Annotated in this window: 18 protein-coding genes; all 18 read left to right on the top strand. The window is 41.2% G+C overall.

What is annotated here, in order from left to right:
- Window positions 1-42 precede the first annotated feature (42 nt).
- The 18 genes from JIG41_RS16600 (at window position 43) to JIG41_RS16515 (ending at window position 17,891) form a co-directional block, all read left to right on the top strand.
- A complete protein-coding gene (locus tag JIG41_RS16600; protein WP_199525108.1) occupies window positions 43-387 on the top strand; it encodes an excisionase family DNA-binding protein in 345 nt (114 codons plus the stop codon).
- Window positions 388-674: 287 nt separating this feature from the next.
- Window positions 675-1,454, top strand: a complete 780-nt coding sequence (locus JIG41_RS16595; protein ID WP_074989745.1) for an isocitrate lyase/phosphoenolpyruvate mutase family protein — start codon at window positions 675-677, stop codon at window positions 1,452-1,454.
- A 547-nt stretch (window positions 1,455-2,001) separates the two neighbouring features.
- Complete coding sequence (gene mioC, locus JIG41_RS16590) at window positions 2,002-2,448, top strand: FMN-binding protein MioC (RefSeq protein ID WP_065978284.1); 447 nt, start codon at window positions 2,002-2,004, stop codon at window positions 2,446-2,448.
- A 428-nt stretch (window positions 2,449-2,876) separates the two neighbouring features.
- Window positions 2,877-4,766, top strand: a complete 1,890-nt coding sequence (gene mnmG / locus JIG41_RS16585) for a tRNA uridine-5-carboxymethylaminomethyl(34) synthesis enzyme MnmG (protein ID WP_199525107.1) — start codon at window positions 2,877-2,879, stop codon at window positions 4,764-4,766.
- A gap of 15 nt (window positions 4,767-4,781) precedes the next feature.
- Window positions 4,782-5,402 carry a 16S rRNA (guanine(527)-N(7))-methyltransferase RsmG gene (gene rsmG, locus JIG41_RS16580; protein WP_036973708.1) on the top strand — a complete coding sequence of 207 codons (621 nt, stop codon included), beginning with the start codon at window positions 4,782-4,784 and terminating at the stop codon, window positions 5,400-5,402.
- 13 nt (window positions 5,403-5,415) lie between these two features.
- On the top strand, window positions 5,416-6,201 hold the full coding sequence (locus JIG41_RS16575) for a ParA family protein (protein WP_036973709.1): 786 nt from the start codon (window positions 5,416-5,418) through the stop codon (window positions 6,199-6,201).
- A 20-nt stretch (window positions 6,202-6,221) separates the two neighbouring features.
- Window positions 6,222-7,133 carry a ParB/RepB/Spo0J family partition protein gene (locus tag JIG41_RS16570; protein WP_036973710.1) on the top strand — a complete coding sequence of 304 codons (912 nt, stop codon included), beginning with the start codon at window positions 6,222-6,224 and terminating at the stop codon, window positions 7,131-7,133.
- A 160-nt stretch (window positions 7,134-7,293) separates the two neighbouring features.
- On the top strand, window positions 7,294-7,674 hold the full coding sequence (locus JIG41_RS16565; protein ID WP_036973711.1) for an ATP synthase subunit I: 381 nt from the start codon (window positions 7,294-7,296) through the stop codon (window positions 7,672-7,674).
- Window positions 7,675-7,689: 15 nt separating this feature from the next.
- Window positions 7,690-8,547 carry a F0F1 ATP synthase subunit A gene (atpB, locus tag JIG41_RS16560; protein ID WP_036973712.1) on the top strand — a complete coding sequence of 286 codons (858 nt, stop codon included), beginning with the start codon at window positions 7,690-7,692 and terminating at the stop codon, window positions 8,545-8,547.
- Window positions 8,548-8,602: 55 nt separating this feature from the next.
- Entirely contained in the window at window positions 8,603-8,836 is a 234-nt protein-coding gene (gene atpE, locus JIG41_RS16555) for a F0F1 ATP synthase subunit C (RefSeq protein ID WP_004335261.1), read from the top strand.
- A gap of 42 nt (window positions 8,837-8,878) precedes the next feature.
- Window positions 8,879-9,349 carry a F0F1 ATP synthase subunit B gene (atpF, locus tag JIG41_RS16550; RefSeq protein ID WP_036973713.1) on the top strand — a complete coding sequence of 157 codons (471 nt, stop codon included), beginning with the start codon at window positions 8,879-8,881 and terminating at the stop codon, window positions 9,347-9,349.
- Between the two features lie 16 nt (window positions 9,350-9,365).
- Complete coding sequence (atpH, locus tag JIG41_RS16545) at window positions 9,366-9,899, top strand: F0F1 ATP synthase subunit delta (RefSeq protein WP_036973714.1); 534 nt, start codon at window positions 9,366-9,368, stop codon at window positions 9,897-9,899.
- Between the two features lie 14 nt (window positions 9,900-9,913).
- Window positions 9,914-11,455 (top strand): F0F1 ATP synthase subunit alpha, encoded by a 1,542-nt coding sequence (gene atpA, locus JIG41_RS16540; protein ID WP_036973715.1) that lies wholly within the window; start codon window positions 9,914-9,916, stop codon window positions 11,453-11,455.
- Window positions 11,456-11,514: 59 nt separating this feature from the next.
- On the top strand, window positions 11,515-12,375 hold the full coding sequence (atpG, locus tag JIG41_RS16535) for a F0F1 ATP synthase subunit gamma (protein WP_036973716.1): 861 nt from the start codon (window positions 11,515-11,517) through the stop codon (window positions 12,373-12,375).
- A 32-nt stretch (window positions 12,376-12,407) separates the two neighbouring features.
- Window positions 12,408-13,793, top strand: a complete 1,386-nt coding sequence (gene atpD / locus JIG41_RS16530) for a F0F1 ATP synthase subunit beta (protein ID WP_036973717.1) — start codon at window positions 12,408-12,410, stop codon at window positions 13,791-13,793.
- Window positions 13,794-13,806: 13 nt separating this feature from the next.
- Window positions 13,807-14,229 (top strand): F0F1 ATP synthase subunit epsilon, encoded by a 423-nt coding sequence (locus tag JIG41_RS16525; protein WP_036973718.1) that lies wholly within the window; start codon window positions 13,807-13,809, stop codon window positions 14,227-14,229.
- A 377-nt stretch (window positions 14,230-14,606) separates the two neighbouring features.
- Entirely contained in the window at window positions 14,607-15,968 is a 1,362-nt protein-coding gene (gene glmU, locus JIG41_RS16520; RefSeq protein WP_065978286.1) for a bifunctional UDP-N-acetylglucosamine diphosphorylase/glucosamine-1-phosphate N-acetyltransferase GlmU, read from the top strand.
- Between the two features lie 138 nt (window positions 15,969-16,106).
- A complete protein-coding gene (locus JIG41_RS16515) occupies window positions 16,107-17,891 on the top strand; it encodes a choice-of-anchor I family protein (protein WP_036973720.1) in 1,785 nt (594 codons plus the stop codon).
- Window positions 17,892-18,222: the final 331 nt, after the last annotated feature.

Genomic DNA, 18,222 nt, shown 5'->3' with positions numbered 1-18,222 from the left:
CCCAAAATTCCCGTTTTCCCAAGAGATTTAAGAGAGTAGACCATGAAAAATGATATAAGTGATGCACTACGTAAGAATGACGAATTACCAGATATCCGAAATACAATTGAAGAGATGATCTTGAAAAGTCACTTATGCAACAAAGCCGCATTAACAGTTGACGAATGCGCACTTTATACAGGTATGGCAAAAAGCTACATCTATAAACTAACCCATGAAGGCATTATTCCTCATGCAAAACCTAATGGTAAAAAGATCTTCTTCGATAGGTTAGAGCTTGATCAATGGCTTCTTGGTAACAAGATAAAAGGTGATATAAACGAAAGTGATTTCATCAAAAAAAAGGCTGAATCACTCAACAAGAAAGCATCTATAAACTATAGATAATTAAACTTGGTGATCGGGCTTACTTTCCTTTAGTTTACTTGCACGATATTTTCTAATGCGAAAGTGGGCCACCACAGACCCACCAACAATGTATAAACTAACTGTTTTTATTAGCTTTTTTACTTATTGTATCGGTAAATAAACGCCGGTCATCATTATTAGAAAAGAGTCGCAAGACTCTTTTCTTGTTCATAAACTGCACTTTCATTAACAGGTTCAGTGCCGAATACAGCCAGCAATAAATCTTACACTCATTAATCTATTGATGTCATTTATAGGAGGACATCATGGATAAATATCACATTTTTCATCAATTACATAAGCAACAAACAGGCTTTGTATTACCTAATGCATGGGATCTAAGCTCAGCGCAATTTATTCAAGCTTCAGGAGCAAAAGCCCTTGCAACAACAAGTTGGGGAATTGCCGCAAGTTATGGCTTACAAGATGGTGAGAAGATCCCATTTAGTTACCTACTATCGCTGGTCAAAACACTCATCAATCACCTCACTATCCCTTTATCTGTAGACATTGAGTCAGGCTATAGTAACGACGCACACGTAATTAGCCAGCATGTACTTAGCTTAGCCAAGTTAGGGGTTGTAGGTATAAATATAGAAGACTCTGACAAAGTAACATCACAGTTAAGATCGCTTGATCAACAGTGCACTATTATAGAGAAAATAAAGCAAACTCTGGATGAAAATGGCTTCGAAAAGCTCTTTATTAATGCCAGAACCGACACATATTTAATAGAAAAAGATCCCTATGAGCTGACATTAGCACGAGCAAAAGCCTATGAAAATGCAGGAGCAGACGGTGTGTTTGTACCTGGACTTTGCAAAATTGAACAGATAAAAATGCTGGTTAACGCACTTAATATTCCAATAAATGTGATGGCAATGGCAGATTTTAACTGCCCAAAAATAGCATTTGCTGGTGGGGTTAAACGATTTTCTTTGGGGAATTCTCTATATGATCTTGTTGGTGAAACGCTAAAAAAACACTTAACACAGCTTGGAAATAACGAGCCACCAGCCATAAAGCTGATCTTAAATACAATTTAGATCGGCGATTGGTAAAAATGTTATCCACATTTGGCCTGTTTTTAGATCTAAACAGCTAAACGATCACTATTTATCACTGTCATTTTTGTTATTCAGAGTAAATATGGCAGTTTTTTAGAGGTTTTTACCTTTAAAAACTAATTTTTTCGTTTATTTTTCGTTTTTTTCGATCGAATTTACCGATCGAAAAATACAATTCGATCGTTATCAACAAGCGATCTATCCACAAAACGATCTCACCAAATACCTCCCCCCGATCTGAGCGATTCTTTCAATTCAGATATTTAAAGATCAATCACTTAGCAAAGTTATGCACGTCTAGAAAATAGCCTTGATCAGAACTTTCCCCAAATTTACTAACAGCTTGATCAACGACTTTAAATTAGCGAAATAAATTAAAAACATTATAAATCAAAAACTTAAAACAAAATAAAAATTAAAGAGTGATTTTTGAACATAAAAACTTATTCAGATCGTAATTCAACACTTTACTCACACTACAAGTTCGTTATTATGTGCCCACTTAACTCATTACACGATCAACGACATGCAATCAGTAAATATCATTGTGGGTAGTCAAATGGGATCTGCCGAATATGTTGCAGAGCAGCTCGCTGAATCCCTTGAACAACAAGGGATTCAAGTAAAGCTTCATGAACAACCCGTTTTCAATGATATCGATCAACAAGACACTATCTGGCTATTATGCACATCGACTTATGGTGCCGGTGATTACCCTGAAAACTTACTTCCTTTTATTGAATCAGTTAACCAACAAATTGATTTAAAAGGATTAAAGTACAGTGTTATAGGTTTAGGTGACACCAGTTACGACACATATAACTACGCAGGCCGTCATATTGATGATTTATTTATAAGTAAAGGCGCAAGCCGCGTAGCAGAACGTTTAGAGCTAAATATATTAGATGAACAACTGCCAGAAGATACGGCCTTAGCCTGGCTACCCAGCTGGATCAAGTCTGTGGGTCTTTAAAGTATAGAGTGGCAAGATCTATTAAAAAAGTTACCCACAATTTACTGATAATTTAGATCAGATTGTGGATAAACACTGATTTACCTGCGTTTTTAACCTAGTTTATCCATTGGATAAGATCCATTCGATATTGCCCTGTGTATAAATAGGTCTTTTGATCAGAGCTTGTTAGCGGTTAGATCCGATCATATTAACACCTTTGGATCTGACTTAAGATCATGTTTTAAATATAGAACTAAACATTATCAACAGAAAACCGCTTCAGTAGTAGTAAGAGTAATAAAAGATCTCTTTAAAAGATCCTTTATATTATTAGAGATCACCCACTTAGATCTTGAGCACTGTTTAATCATTTATCTTCTCTAAATTTCTAGGTAGAATACGCTCCCTTTACAAAGTTTTGCTGGTCGATTAAGTAGGATCCATAAATGATTTTTCACGAAAGTTTTGATGTTATTGTTGTCGGTGGTGGACATGCAGGTACTGAAGCCGCATTAGCCTCTGCTCGCATGGGTATGAATACCCTATTGCTAACACATAATATGGATACCCTTGGTCAAATGTCATGCAATCCAGCTATTGGGGGCATTGGCAAAGGTCATTTGGTTAAAGAAATTGATGCACTCGGTGGTGCAATGGCACAAGCCATTGACAAAGGCGGTATTCAATTCCGTACTTTAAATTCATCAAAAGGCCCTGCGGTTAGAGCAACTCGTGCACAAGCTGATCGTGCTTTGTATAAAGCGGCTATTCAACATACTTTACAACACCAAGAAAATTTAAAGATCTTCCAGCAATCATGTGATGATCTTATTGTTGAAGGTGAACGTGTACTCGGTGTTGTTACCCAAATGGGACTTCGCTTCAGCGCCCCTACTGTTGTGCTTACAGTGGGCACTTTCTTAGGTGGCCAGATCCACATCGGTTTAGAAAACTTTAAAGGGGGTCGCGCAGGTGATCCACCATCAATTGCTCTGGCACAACGTTTACGTGAATTACCTTTTAGAGTCGATCGTTTAAAAACGGGGACACCTCCACGTATTGATGCGCGTACTGTTGATTTCAGTAAAATGCAAGAACAGCCAGGTGATACACCAACACCCGTGTTTTCATTTATGGGCAAGCAATCGGATCATCCACAGCAGATCCCATGTTATATCACTTATACGAATGAAAAAACGCATGACGTGATCCGTAATAACTTACATCGTTCACCTATGTATTCAGGTGTTATTGAAGGTATTGGCCCACGTTACTGCCCTTCTATTGAAGATAAGATTGTTCGTTTTGCTGATAAAGACAAACACCAAATTTTTGTTGAACCTGAAGGTTTAACATCATACGAATTATACCCAAATGGTATTTCTACCAGTTTACCGTTTGATGTTCAGCTTGAAATTGTGCAATCAATTACTGGCTTTGAGAATGCACATATTTGTCGTCCTGGTTACGCAATTGAATATGACTTCTTTGACCCTCGTGATTTGAAACAATCATTAGAAACTAAATTTATCAACGGGTTATTCTTTGCTGGCCAAATTAATGGCACCACTGGCTATGAAGAAGCGGGTGCTCAAGGGTTAATTGCTGGTATGAACGCCGCATTGCAAGTACAAGGTAAAGAGCCTTGGACTCCGCGTCGTGATGAAGCATACACAGGGGTATTAATTGACGATTTAGCGACGTTAGGTACAAAAGAACCTTACCGTATGTTTACCAGCCGTGCAGAATACCGATTATTACTTCGCGAAGATAATGCTGATATTCGTTTAACTGCAAAAGGCCGTGAATTAGGCTTGGTTGATGATGCTCGTTGGGCTGCATTTAATGAAAAAATGGAGATTATCGAGAAAGAATCGCAACGCCTAAAAGAAACGTGGATCCATAAGGATCATGTTGCGGTTGATCAAGTAAACGCATTATTAAAAACGCCACTGACGCGTGAAGCGAGTTTAGAGGATCTGATCCGTCGCCCTGAAATTCGTTATAACGATTTAATGACCATTGAAGGATTAGGATCTGAATTTAATAACCAAGCTGCGCTTGAGCAAGTTGAGATCCATACAAAATACGCAGGCTACATTGCTCGTCAGCAAGATGAGATCAATAAACAATTGCGTCATGAGCAAACTGTATTACCAAAAGACTTTGATTACTCAACGGTTTCTGGTTTATCAAATGAAGTTGTTGCTAAATTAACAGATAGTCGTCCAGACACAATTGGTCAAGCGTCACGTATTTCAGGTATCACCCCTGCTGCTATTTCGCTATTATTAGTATATCTGAAAAAGCAAGGCTTACTACGTAAGACTGCGTAGTTGGTAAGGAATACAGTGTTACAACAACAATTAACGTCACTGTTAGCGCAAACTGATATTGCGCTAACAGAAAAACAACAGCAGCAACTCGTTCAGTATGTTGAATTATTAGACAAGTGGAATAAAGCGTACAATTTAACATCGGTGCGCTTACCTGAAGAGATGATGATTAAGCATATTATGGATAGCTTAGTTGTTGCGCCACACCTAAAAGGCAAACATTACATTGATGTTGGCACCGGTCCGGGTTTACCGGGTATCGTATTAGCCATTGCTTTACCTGACACACAATTTATTTTGTTAGATAGTTTAGGTAAGCGAGTACGCTTTTTGATGCAGGTAAAACACGCACTGGGTCTTGAAAATGTAACCCCTGTACAGTCTAGAGTTGAAGAATATCAACCAAGTGTTAAATTAGATGGTGTATTAAGTCGTGCATTCGCCTCTTTGCAAGATATGGTTGACTGGTGTTCGCACTTGATTGATCATTCGGGTAAATTTATCGCCTTAAAAGGTGTATTTCCGAGCGACGAACTTGACTCATTACCAGCGGGTATAAAGTTTGACGAAAAAATTAGCTTGGAAGTACCTGAGTTAGATGCGCAAAGGCATTTAATTATTCTATCTAAAGACTAGGGATCAGAGCACTGTGGCAAAAGTCATCGCATTAGCAAACCAAAAAGGGGGGGTTGGTAAAACAACCACCGCTGTAAATCTTGCGGCTTCTATGGCCGCGACAAAGCGTAAAGTGTTATTAATCGATCTTGACCCACAAGGGAACGCGACCATGGGCAGCGGTGTCGATAAATACGGTGACGTTGCAACTATTTATGACTTATTGATAGAAGAAACCCCAATCGAAGAAGTAATCAATAAAGAAACGTCAGGTGAATATCATTTAATTGCAGCTAATGGCGATGTCACAGCAGCTGAAGTTAAATTGATGGAATTATTTGCCCGTGAAGTGCGTTTACGTAATGCCCTTGAAAAAGTGCAAGACCAATACGACTTCATTTTTATTGACTGCCCACCTTCACTGAATATGCTAACGGTTAATGCGATGGCAGCAGCTGATTCTATTTTAGTGCCTATGCAATGTGAGTATTATGCCCTTGAAGGTTTAACTGCATTAATGGACACCATTACTCAGCTGTCGAAGTTGGTCAATCCGGCGTTAACAATTGAAGGTATTTTACGCACCATGTATGATCCGCGTAATCGCCTTGCAAATGACGTATCTGAACAATTAAAACAACATTTTGGCGATAAAGTTTATCGTACCGTTATCCCACGTAATGTCCGTTTAGCAGAAGCGCCGAGCTTTGGTGCCCCTGCCATGTATTATGACCGCGCATCAAGTGGTGCAAAAGCATACTTAGCCCTTGCCGGTGAAATGTTACGTAGAAAAGAGAAAACATCTTCAGCAGTAGCCTAACTTTGAGGTAAAAAAATAACATGTCTGCTAAAAAACGCGGTTTAGGCCGAGGACTCGACGCTTTATTAAGTTCATCAAAACCTGCCCCAAGTGCAGATAATCAGCAACAAAATGCAGTAACAACAGAGCCTGTATCAGATGCTGTGGCAGAGCAAAATAAAGGTGAACTGCAAAAATTAGCGATTGAGTTTTTACAGTCAGGTAAATATCAACCACGTAAAGACATGTCTGAAGAAGCATTGGAAGAGCTTGCAAGCTCGATTCGTGCGCAAGGCATAATTCAACCTATTGTTGTGCGCCCTATTGGTGCAAATAAATACGAAATTATTGCTGGTGAACGTCGTTGGCGTGCTGCTCAATTAGCTAAATTAGATAGCGTACCTTGTATTATCAAAGACGTACCTGATGAAGCGGCTGTTGCTATTGCACTTATTGAAAATATTCAACGCGAAGATTTAAATGCAATGGAAGAAGCCATTGCACTTAATCGTTTATTGAATGAGTTTGAGCTTACTCATCAGCAAGTGGCCGAAGCTGTTGGTAAATCTCGTACCACAGTGACTAATTTACTACGCCTAAATAATCTTAACGAAGATGTTAAAATACTGTTAGAGCATGGCGACATTGAAATGGGTCATGCACGTTGTTTATTAGCACTTGAAGGTGAAGCGCAGTCAGATGCGGCGCGATTAGCTGTCGCAAAAGCGTTAACTGTGCGTGAAACTGAAAAGCTTGTTCGTTCAATTTTAGAGCCCGCACCTCAAAAAGAAGTGCTCGAAAAAGATCCAGATGTCAAACAGTTAGAGCAAAAACTTGCCGAGAATTTAGGGGCTAAAGTAGAAATTAACTACAACAAAAAAGGCAAAGGCAAGCTGGTTATTTCGTACACAAGCTTTGATGAGTTAGATGGCATTTTAAGCCGTATAAATTAAGACTATTCCCGTCATTAATTAATAACATGTCCAAAAAGAGACATTTGTGGTGTTTTTGCGCTACAAAGGGTCGACTCAAGTTGCAAAACTGGTAGGAATCAGTATAATTTCGCCAGTTTTCATACCCTGACAATATGAACGTTCTTAAGGTTAATAAAACGTGACTAATAGGTTAGCAAAGCCATATAGGCTTGCCGCATTTAAATTAATTTGTCTTCAGGGTATCGTAGCGATAATCGCTGCAGTAATTGTTTTTGTAGGTTGGGGAGTCAATGCCGGCCAGTCAGCGCTTGCTGGCGGAGCTGTTGCACTACTCCCTAATTTTGTATTTGTCGTTTATGCATTCAGATATATGGGTGCAAGTCGGACAAATCAAGTGTATGCCTCGCTAAAGCGCGGCAACGGATTAAAATTTATGCTAACAATTGTGTTGTTTGCACTGATACTGAAGTCTTACACGGTCGTTTTATTACCATTTTTTTGTGTGTATGTATTGGTGTTATTTAGCGGATTGTTCGCACCCGTTTTTTTTAATCATTAACTTTTGGGATATAACATGGCTGCAGAAGAAGTAACTCTATCAAGCCATATTCAGCACCACTTAACCAATGCTAAGATGTGCTCGACCGACGCTGGTCTAGCCTTCAATAAAGCGTGTGCGGACAGTGGCTTCTGGACATGGAACATAGATACCCTCGCATGGTCAATCGGTTTAGGTCTTGTATTTTTATGGATCTTCCGTAGTGCCGCTAAAAAAGCAAATACCGGTGTACCTGGTAAATTTCAATGCTTCATTGAAATGATCGTTGAATTCGTTGGCGACAACGTACGCGATACTTACCACGGCAAAAGTAGTTTAATTGCTCCATTAGCTCTAACGATTTTCGTTTGGGTGTTCTTAATGAACTTAATGGACTTGATCCCGGTTGATTTCCTACCTGCATTCGCTGGCTTCGTTGGTGAGCAAGCATTTGGTATGGACTCTCACGACGTATACATGAAAATTGTACCGACAACAGACATCAATATGACTGCTGCACTTGCTATTGGTGTATTCATTCTGATGATCGGTTACGCAATTAAAATCAAAGGGATTGGCGGTTTCTTAGCGGAACTAACACTGCACCCATTTAGCTCTAAAAACAAGCTGATGATGGTGTTCTTAATCCCATGTAACTTATTACTAGAAACAATCGCTTTAGTTGCTAAGCCGTTCTCGTTAGCACTGCGTTTATTCGGTAACTTATATGCTGGTGAGTTGATTTTCATCTTGATCGGCGCTGTTGGTTTAATGCAACTACCGTTGCACTTTATTTGGGCCGCATTCCACATCTTAGTAATCGTGCTACAAGCATTCGTATTTATGATGCTTACAATCGTTTACCTAAGCATGGCAAGCTCAGATAATCACTAATTTTTACACTTTTAAAATTTAATTTTAATTTACAATTGAAACTTTGGAGAAAAAAATGGAACTAGTATTAGGTCTTAAGTATATCGCTGTTGCTCTACTTATCGGCTTCGGTGCAATCGGTACTGCTATCGGCTTCGGTAACATGGGTGGTAAATTCCTAGAAGCATGTGCGCGTCAACCAGAGCTTGCACCTTCACTACAAGTTAAGATGTTCATCCTTGCTGGTCTAATCGATGCCGTAGCTATGATCGGTGTTGGTATCGCAATGGTATTGTTGTTCGTACTTTAATATTATTTTTTGAACAGCTTACTATTTTAAGGAGGAGCGGTCGTGAACTTAACAGCCACTCTTATCGGTGAATTAATTGCATTTACGGTATTCGTACTTTTCTGTATGAAATACGTATGGCCACCACTAAATGGTGCAATTGAAGCTCGCCAGAAGAAAATCGAAGATGGTTTAGCTGCCTCTGATAGAGCCGAAAAAGACTTAGAACTTGCGCAAAAGAAAGCTGCTGAGCAGCTTAAAGAGGCAAAAGCTCAAGCGGCTGATATCATTGAACAAGCTAAAAAGCGTGCCACGCTTATCGTTGACGAAGAAACTGTTCGTGGTCAACAAGAGCGTGAAAAAATTATTGCTCAAGGGCACTCTGAAATCGAAGCAGAGCGTAACCGTGTAACAGAAGAGCTACGTAAGAAAGTAGCAACTCTGGCCGTGGTTGGTGCTGAGAAGATTCTAGAGCGCGAAATCAATCAAGCCGCACACAGTGACATCGTTGAAAAACTTGTCGCTGAGCTGTAATTAGGAGGGTATGAGCATGTCTGAATTGGCTACTATCGCTCGCCCATACGCTAAAGCGGCTTTTGAACTTGCTGTTGAAAAAGGCACTGTTGAAAGTTGGAACGACATGCTGTTCTTTGCTGGCCAAGTTGCCAGCAATGAGCAAGCCGCTGCTGCGCTAGCTGGATTGCCTACTGCTACTGAAAAAGCAGGTCTTTTTATTAAGATCTGTGCAGAGCAGCTCAACGAACAAGGCCAAAACCTAGTTAAGGTAATGGCTGAAAATGGTCGTTTAGTTGCACTGCCTGCTGTTGCAGAGTTATTCGCTGAATTAAAAGCGGATTACGATAAAGAAACCGACGTAGACGTGGTTTCTGCAACACCGCTTTCTGCCGAGCAGCAAGCAACATTGGTAGCGGCACTTGAAAAACGTTTCGCACGCAAAGTTAAGCTGAATTGTAGTGAAGACGCTACAGTTGTTGGCGGCCTTATTATTAAGGCGGGTGACACTGTAATTGACGGCTCAGTACGCGGCAAGTTAGCCCGCTTAGCTACATCACTACAATCGTAATTGGGAAAAAGAGCATGCAACTTAATTCCACTGAAATTTCAGATCTGATCAAACAACGTATTGAGCAGTTCGAAGTTGTAAGTGAAGCTCGTAACGAAGGTACTATCGTATCTGTTACAGACGGTATCATCCGCATCCACGGTCTAGCTGACTGTATGCAAGGTGAGATGGTTGAGCTTCCTGGCAACCGTTATGCTATCGCACTAAACCTTGAGCGTGACTCAGTAGGTGCAGTAGTTATGGGTCCATACGCAGACCTTAAAGAAGGCGTAAAAGTTAAATCAACTGGTCGTATTTTAGAAGTTCCTGTTGGTCGTGGTCTACTTGGTCGTGTTGTTAACACTCTAGGTGCCCCTATCGATGGTAAAGGCGCTTTAGATAACGACGGTTTTGAACCTGTTGAGAAAATCGCACCAGGCGTAATCGAGCGCCAATCAGTAGATGAGCCAGTTCAAACTGGTTATAAATCTATCGATGCGATGATCCCAGTTGGTCGTGGTCAGCGTGAGCTTGTAATCGGTGACCGCCAAACAGGTAAAACTGCTTTAGCTATCGATGCAATCATCAACCAAAAGAACACAGGCGTTAAGTGTGTGTACGTAGCGGTTGGTCAAAAAGCATCTACAATTGCTAACGTAGTACGTAAATTAGAAGAGCACGGTGCACTTGAAAACACAATTATTGTGGTTGCATCGGCTTCTGAATCTGCGGCACTTCAGTACCTAGCACCATTTGCTGGTTGTACTATGGGTGAATACTTCCGTGACCGTGGTGAAGACGCATTAATCGTATATGATGATTTATCTAAGCAAGCTGTTGCTTACCGTCAAATCTCATTGCTACTTAAGCGTCCACCAGGCCGTGAAGCATACCCAGGTGACGTATTCTACCTTCACTCTCGTCTTCTAGAGCGTGCATCACGTGTAAACGCTGATTACGTTGAGAAGTTCACTAATGGTGAAGTGAAAGGTAAAACAGGTTCACTGACGGCATTGCCAATCATTGAAACTCAAGGCGGCGACGTTTCTGCGTTCGTACCGACAAACGTTATCTCTATCACCGATGGTCAGATCTTCTTAGAAACTGACTTATTCAACTCAGGTATCCGTCCAGCTGTTAACGCTGGTATCTCGGTATCGCGTGTTGGTGGTGCAGCGCAAACTAAAATCGTTAAGAAACTAGGTGGTGGTATCCGTCTAGCGTTAGCTCAGTACCGTGAATTAGCTGCGTTCTCGCAGTTCGCGTCTGACCTTGACGATGCAACACGTTCTCAATTAGAGCATGGTGAGCGCGTAACAGAGCTAATGAAGCAGAAACAGTACGCACCAATGTCTGTTGCTGAAATGTCTCTGTCGCTATTCGCAGCTGAAAAAGGCTACCTAAAAGACATCGAAATCGCGAAAATCGGTGACTTTGAAGCGGGCTTAATTTCTTATGCAAACAGCACATACGCAGAGCTAATGGCTCAAATCAATGAAACTGGTAACTACAACGCTGAGATTGAAGCGCAACTTAAAGAACTTCTAGAGAAGTTCAAGTCGACGCAAACTTGGTAATTTAGTTATGAATGGTGAGCTTTAGGCAACTAAAGCCCACCTGATTCGGAGAGAGAGTCATGGCCAGCGGAAAAGAGATTAAAAGCAAGATCGGGAGTATCAAGAATACTCAAAAGATCACCAGCGCAATGGAAATGGTTGCTGCGTCTAAAATGAAAAAGGCGCAAGAACGTGTGGCATCAAGCCGTCCATACGCTGAAAACTTACGCAAAGTGATTGGTCGTGTTGCTCAAGCAAATCTTGATTTTACTCACCCTTTTTTAGAAGAGCGTGAAGTAAAACGAGTTGGTTATATTGTTATCTCTACTGACCGTGGTCTATGTGGTGGCTTGAACTCTAACGAGTTCAAAAAAGTTGCCCTAGACGTGAAAGCGTGGAAAGAAAAAGGCGTTGATGCTGAATTTACTACTTTAGGTAGCAAAGCAGCAGGCTTTTTCCAACGTTTCGGCGGTAAGTTAGTCGCTAAAAAGGCGAACTTAGGAGATACACCTTCATTACAAGACGTTATTGGTCCTGTAAAAACGATGCTAGATGCATACTCTGAAGGCAAAATTGACCGCTTATACGTCGTATTTAACAAGTTTGTTAATACGATGAAGCAAGAGCCAACAATCGATCAGTTACTCCCTTTGCCAAAAGCTGAAGAAGAAGTATCTCAACATTCTTGGGATTACTTATATGAGCCAAACCCAGAAGCTATCTTAGAAGCTCTGTTAGTACGCTTTATTGAGTCTCAAGTATACCAAGGTGTAGTTGAGAACGCTGCCTCTGAACAGGCTGCCCGTATGGTTGCAATGAAAGCTGCAACTGATAATGCTGGCGACCTTATGGATGAGTTACAGCTTGTTTATAACAAGGCTCGTCAAGCTGCAATCACACAAGAAATCAGTGAGATTGTTGGCGGCTCGGCAGCAGTTTAACGCTTCGGCAAAGTTTAATGAGAGGAATAGACATGAGTTTAGGTAAGGTCGTCCAAATTATCGGCGCCGTTGTGGATATCGAATTTCCACAAGACAACGTGCCAGCCGTATATGACGCACTAAAAGTAACAGATGGCGACTTAGCGGGTTTAACTTTAGAAGTTCAACAACAGCTAGGTGGCGGTGTGGTACGTGGTATCGCACTTGGTACTACTGACGGTTTACGTCGTGGTACATCAGTAGAAGGTACAGGTCAGCCAATCCACGTTCCAGTAGGTACGAAGACACTAGGTCGTATCATGGACGTACTTGGTAACCCTATTGATGAAGCTGGTCCAATTGGTGAAGAAGAGCGTATGTCTATTCACCGTGCAGCGCCTTCTTATGAAGAACAATCAAGTTCAGTTGAACTTTTAGAGACGGGTATCAAGGTAATCGACCTTGTATGTCCATTCGCTAAAGGTGGTAAAGTTGGTCTATTCGGTGGTGCCGGTGTAGGTAAAACCGTAAACATGATGGAACTTATCCGTAACATCGCAATCGAGCACAGCGGCTACTCAGTATTCGCAGGTGTTGGTGAGCGTACACGTGAGGGTAATGACTTCTACCATGAGATGAACGACTCAAACGTACTAGATAAAGTATCACTAGTATACGGTCAAATGAATGAGCCACCGGGTAACCGTTTACGCGTAGCGTTAACAGGTCTTACGATGGCAGAGAAGTTCCGTGACGAAGGTCGTGACGTACTTTTCTTCGTTGATAACATCTACCGTTATACACTAGCGGGTACAGAGGTATCAGCACTTCTAGGTCGTATGCCATCAGCGGTAGGTTACCAGCCTACACTTGCTGAAGAAATGGGTGTACTTCAAGAGCGTATCGCATCAACTAAGACGGGTTCAATCACATCAATCCAAGCGGTATACGTACCTGCGGATGACTTAACTGACCCATCTCCAGCAACAACGTTTGCTCACTTAGATGCAACAGTAGTACTTTCTCGTGATATCGCGTCACTTGGTATCTACCCTGCGGTAGACCCACTTGATTCATCTTCACGTCAACTTGACCCATTAGTAATTGGTCAAGAGCACTACGATACAGCGCGTGGCGTTCAAACAGTTCTTCAACGTTATAAAGAACTGAAAGACATCATCGCAATCCTAGGTATGGACGAGCTTTCTGACGAAGATAAGCAAGTTGTATCTCGTGCACGTAAAATCCAGCGTTTCTTATCTCAGCCGTTCTTCGTTGCTGAGGTATTTACAGGCGCGCCTGGTAAATACGTGTCACTTAAAGACACAATTGCTGGCTTCAAAGGTATCTTAAACGGTGAGTTTGATGATATGCCAGAGCAAGCGTTCTACATGGTTGGCTCTATTGAAGAAGCTCAAGAAAAAGCCAAAAGCATGTAATTAGGAGGGTAGTATGGCGGCTATGACTGTACATCTTGACGTAGTAAGCGCAGAAGAGAGCTTGTTCTCTGGTCTGGTTGAATCGATTCAAGTAAGTGGTAGTGAAGGTGACCTTGGTGTTAACTATGGCCACGCTCCATTATTAACTGCCCTAAAACCTGGTATGGTACGTTTAGTTAAGCAATTTGGTCACGAAGACGTGATGTATGTTGCTGGCGGTACGCTAGAAGTTCAACCTGATCGTATTACGATTCTTGCTGATACAGCAGTACGTGGTGAAGATCTGGACGAGCAAGCGGCTGAAAAAGCGAAACGTGATGCTGAAGAGCAAATGGCGAATACGTCAACTGCTGAGTTAGATTATCAACAAGCTGCAGTGCAACTTGCTGAAGCAATCGCTCAACTTCGCGTAATTCAACAATTACGCAAAAAGTAAGCCTACTCGGTTTTGTAAAAGCCCACTTAATGTGGGCTTTTTTGTGCCTGTAATTTACTCAACATTTATGTAATATCAATCCGCAATAATACTGAATCATTTTGAGTGATTAAGTATTATTATAGACCACTTAATTAAGCACAATGGTATAAGCAAACTCGTTTAAAGCGCCCTATTCTTCGTTTAGTACTTATATCCTTCATCAAAGCCCGTTACAATGTGGTGTATTAAATGTGAATAAGTATTTCATCTAAGGTTCAGTCCTCTTTATTAGGATTGAGTATTTGCACATGACGTGACTTACCTAACCAAGGTTGACTTACTTATTACACTCATTAACAGCTCAACTAAAACAAAGAAAGAAGGATATTGTTTTAATGTCTCTGACAACCGTTATTCTCGCTGCGGGTAAAGGTACTCGTATGCGTTCAGCACTTCCAAAGGTGCTTCATAAAGTGGCTGGAAAGCCGATGGTGCAACATGTAATTGATAATGCCACGGCCTTAGGCGCACGTGAGACCAACTTAGTTTATGGCCACGGTCGCGATCAATTACAAGCCGCCCTTTCTCATAATCAAGTAAATTGGGTGCTACAAGAAGAACAACTTGGTACTGGCCATGCTGTCGCGGTCGCTAAAGAGCATATCGCTGATGATGATACCGTGTTGATTTTATACGGTGATGTTCCCCTTACAAAACGTGCGACGTTAGAAAAGTTACTTGCTGTTACGCCTAAAAACGGACTTGCAGTATTAACAGTAACATTAGACGACCCATCTGGTTATGGGCGTATGCTGCGTGAAAATGGCAAATTAGTCGGTATTATTGAGCAAAAAGATGCGACCGCTGAGCAATTAGCGATTAAAGAAATCAACACTGGCATTATGGCTGCCAATGGTGAATTACTGAAACGTTGGTTAAGTAACCTATCGAATAACAATGCTCAAGGTGAATACTACCTAACAGATATTGTTGCCATGGCTCACAGTGAAGGCGTTGAAATCACCTCTGCACAACCTGAGCATCCAATGGAAGTTGAAGGCGCAAACAACCGTGTACAACTAGCGGCACTTGAGCGTGCTTATCAAGCATGGCAAGCAGAGGAGCTGATGTTAAACGGTGCCACCCTTGCCGACCCTGCACGCATTGATGTACGCGGTGAAGTAACAACGGGTGAAGATGTACTTATTGATGTTAATGTTATTTTTGAAGGTAAAGTAACACTGGGTAATAATGTACAAATAGGTCCTAATTGCGTACTTAAAGACTGCACCATTGGTGATAACGTTATTATTAAAGCCAATTCATTAGTCGAAGAAGCAACTGTTGCGACTAAATGTACTTTAGGTCCATTTGCACGACTGCGTCCTGGTGCCATTATGGAAGAAGATTCTCACATTGGTAATTTTGTCGAAATGAAAAAGACCCGCTTAGGTAAGGGCTCAAAAGCAAACCACCTTACTTATTTAGGTGATGCTGAAATCGGCGAAAAGGTAAATATTGGTGCGGGTACCATTACCTGTAACTACGACGGTGTAAATAAATCAAAAACCATCATCGGTGATAACGCCTTTATTGGTTCAAACTCATCGCTTGTCGCTCCTGTGAATATTGGTTCAACAGCAACGATTGGTGCGGGCTCTGTGATCACTAATACTGTTGAAGATGAACAACTGGCGGTAGCGCGTGGTAAACAGCGTAATCTCAGTGGTTGGAAGCGCCCTGTTAAAAAACAGTAAGCTGCATTATACCTAATTGAAAAAGGCGAGTTCACACTCGCTTTTTTTATGCCCGGATTTTGTCCACATAAAAATGCCATATTGTTGTCATGCCTGTGTGTTGTTATGTAGTAAATACAACACAAAGGAAAAATAATAATGTTAAAAAGATCAATGCTTGCTCTGTCACTGTTGTCTATTCTTACGGGTTGCTCATTAGAGGGAGATGATGGAAAAGATGGTTTACAAGGTGAGCAAGGTCCCGCAGGGCAAGATGGTGTTAATGGCACTAATGCACATTCACCTTTAAATATTCATCTTATTGGCCGTGCAGTATTAAATGCACAAAGCCCAGAAGGTGCCGCAGAGATTGTGGCCTATCAAGCGGCTAAAAAAAGAATTTTTGCAATTAATAGTTCGGGTGATTCTGCAGTGGTTAATATCATTCCGGCTGATAGCTTTGACAGAGCTGCGCTCGTAAAGGATAACGAAGGCGTTGTAAACGGCACTAATTTAGCCTCTGCAATTACCGTGTCTCTTAATGAGCACAGTGCGGGTGATGCAAACAGTATCGCCATCGATGAAAATAACGAATTACTTGCTGTAGCTATGGCTGCAAAAACAACGGGTGATGCAGGGCTTATCGCATTTTATGATATTAGTGGCGACGAGCCTCAGTTTATTAAGAATGTATCTGTAGGCGCCCTGCCCGACATGGTTACCTTTAGCCATGATGGTAATAAAGTACTGGTTGCAAACGAAGGCGAACCGAATGGGGATTACAGTATTGATCCTGAAGGCTCAATTAGCATCATTAACATCAATGATGGCGTGATTGCTGACACTGCTATTAGCATCACCTTCGCAGCCTATAACGATAAACAAGCAGAGCTTGAAGAATTAGGGATTGTTTTTGCTAATCCGACAGGTCGTACAATCAACGGCAAGCTAATTAATACAACCGTAGCTATGGATTTAGAGCCTGAGTACATCAGCATCTCTAAAGACAATAAGTTTGCCTACGTTTCACTACAAGAAAATAATGCCCTGGCTATCGTTAATTTGGAAAATAATAGCTTAGAGCTAAAAGGGTTAGGCTTCAAAGACTGGTCTAATTTACTCATTGATGCATCAGATAAAGATGGAGGGGTGAACTTTAAATCATACCCAGGCTTATATGGTATGTATCAACCCGATACTATCGCTAGTTTCAGCTGGAAAGGTGCAAATTTCATCGTTACAGCTAACGAAGGCGATGCACGAGAATACTTCTTTGACACAGCCGACGAAGCTGATTGTATAGCAAAAGGTGGTCTTGACTATGATGAAGATGATGGCTGCTTATCTTATATAGATGAAACCAGAGCTAAAGACTTAACGCTGGCAAGCAATTTTGATTATCTGAACAACGACAACACTGATATTGGCCGCCTAAAAGTGACCACAGTTAAAGGTGATGAAGATAACGATGGTGAATACGAGTCACTCTATGCGTACGGAGCCCGCTCATTTTCTATTTGGGATAGTAATGGCATGGTGGTTTTTGATTCTGGTGACCAAATTTCACGTATTACCGCATCAGTTCACGGCGAAGCATTTAACAATAATGAAGATGAAAATGCCGGTGATACCCGCTCAGATGACAAAGGGGCTGAACCTGAAGCATTAGCACTGGGTACTATTGGTGAGCGTACATTTGCATTTATTGGTTTAGAGCGTATGGGTGGCATTATGGTGTTTGATATTACTAATCCATACAATGTGACATTCCAAGATTACTTTTTTAACCGTGGCTTAGAAGCCGGTGCAGAAATAACCGGTGATCTTGCCCCTGAAGGGATGGCATTTATACCTGCAGAACAAAGTGCAACGAATGAAGCATTACTTGTCGTAGGTAATGAAATCTCGGGCTCAATCGCTGTGTGGGAAATTTCCACTAAGTAATCCAACTAGTAAAATAAAAGCGATAGACTGATTTTAAAGTATATCGCTTTTTCATTTGCCCTTTAATGAACATAAAAGTGACTGATTTTTGAGCTGAAATACTCCTGCAGCCCTTTATTTGTATGGTTATTGTACAAAATTGAAATTAATTAAATAAAACTGAAATAAAGCGTTGACGGCCTCCAGATAATCCCTATAATGCGCATCCACTGACACGGCGGGCAGCAACGAAAGACGCTGAACAACGTAGCAGAGAGTTAAGTAAAACTTCGGTTTTAAGTCTTCGAAAGAAAGTTTAAAATTAAGTGTTGACTCGAAAAATTAAGGATGT

This window comes from Pseudoalteromonas sp. bablab_jr011 (assembly GCF_016464045.1).
Classification (GTDB): domain Bacteria; phylum Pseudomonadota; class Gammaproteobacteria; order Enterobacterales; family Alteromonadaceae; genus Pseudoalteromonas; species Pseudoalteromonas lipolytica.
The sequence above is the reverse complement of the archived record's forward strand: the minus strand, read 5'-3'. Positions and strand labels throughout refer to the sequence as shown.

What these genes read in the sequence shown, in the direction of transcription:
- JIG41_RS16600 (WP_199525108.1), top strand. Translation starts at nt 43, where the DNA reads ATGAAAAATGATATAAGTGATGCACTACGTAAGAATGACGAATTACCA.
- JIG41_RS16595 (WP_074989745.1), top strand. Translation starts at nt 675, where the DNA reads ATGGATAAATATCACATTTTTCATCAATTACATAAGCAACAAACAGGC.
- mioC (WP_065978284.1), top strand. Translation starts at nt 2,002, where the DNA reads ATGCAATCAGTAAATATCATTGTGGGTAGTCAAATGGGATCTGCCGAA.
- mnmG (WP_199525107.1), top strand. Translation starts at nt 2,877, where the DNA reads ATGATTTTTCACGAAAGTTTTGATGTTATTGTTGTCGGTGGTGGACAT.
- JIG41_RS16570 (WP_036973710.1), top strand. Translation starts at nt 6,222, where the DNA reads ATGTCTGCTAAAAAACGCGGTTTAGGCCGAGGACTCGACGCTTTATTA.
- atpB (WP_036973712.1), top strand. Translation starts at nt 7,690, where the DNA reads ATGGCTGCAGAAGAAGTAACTCTATCAAGCCATATTCAGCACCACTTA.
- atpE (WP_004335261.1), top strand. Translation starts at nt 8,603, where the DNA reads ATGGAACTAGTATTAGGTCTTAAGTATATCGCTGTTGCTCTACTTATC.
- atpH (WP_036973714.1), top strand. Translation starts at nt 9,366, where the DNA reads ATGTCTGAATTGGCTACTATCGCTCGCCCATACGCTAAAGCGGCTTTT.
- atpA (WP_036973715.1), top strand. Translation starts at nt 9,914, where the DNA reads ATGCAACTTAATTCCACTGAAATTTCAGATCTGATCAAACAACGTATT.
- atpG (WP_036973716.1), top strand. Translation starts at nt 11,515, where the DNA reads ATGGCCAGCGGAAAAGAGATTAAAAGCAAGATCGGGAGTATCAAGAAT.
- atpD (WP_036973717.1), top strand. Translation starts at nt 12,408, where the DNA reads ATGAGTTTAGGTAAGGTCGTCCAAATTATCGGCGCCGTTGTGGATATC.
- JIG41_RS16525 (WP_036973718.1), top strand. Translation starts at nt 13,807, where the DNA reads ATGGCGGCTATGACTGTACATCTTGACGTAGTAAGCGCAGAAGAGAGC.
- glmU (WP_065978286.1), top strand. Translation starts at nt 14,607, where the DNA reads ATGTCTCTGACAACCGTTATTCTCGCTGCGGGTAAAGGTACTCGTATG.
- JIG41_RS16515 (WP_036973720.1), top strand. Translation starts at nt 16,107, where the DNA reads ATGTTAAAAAGATCAATGCTTGCTCTGTCACTGTTGTCTATTCTTACG.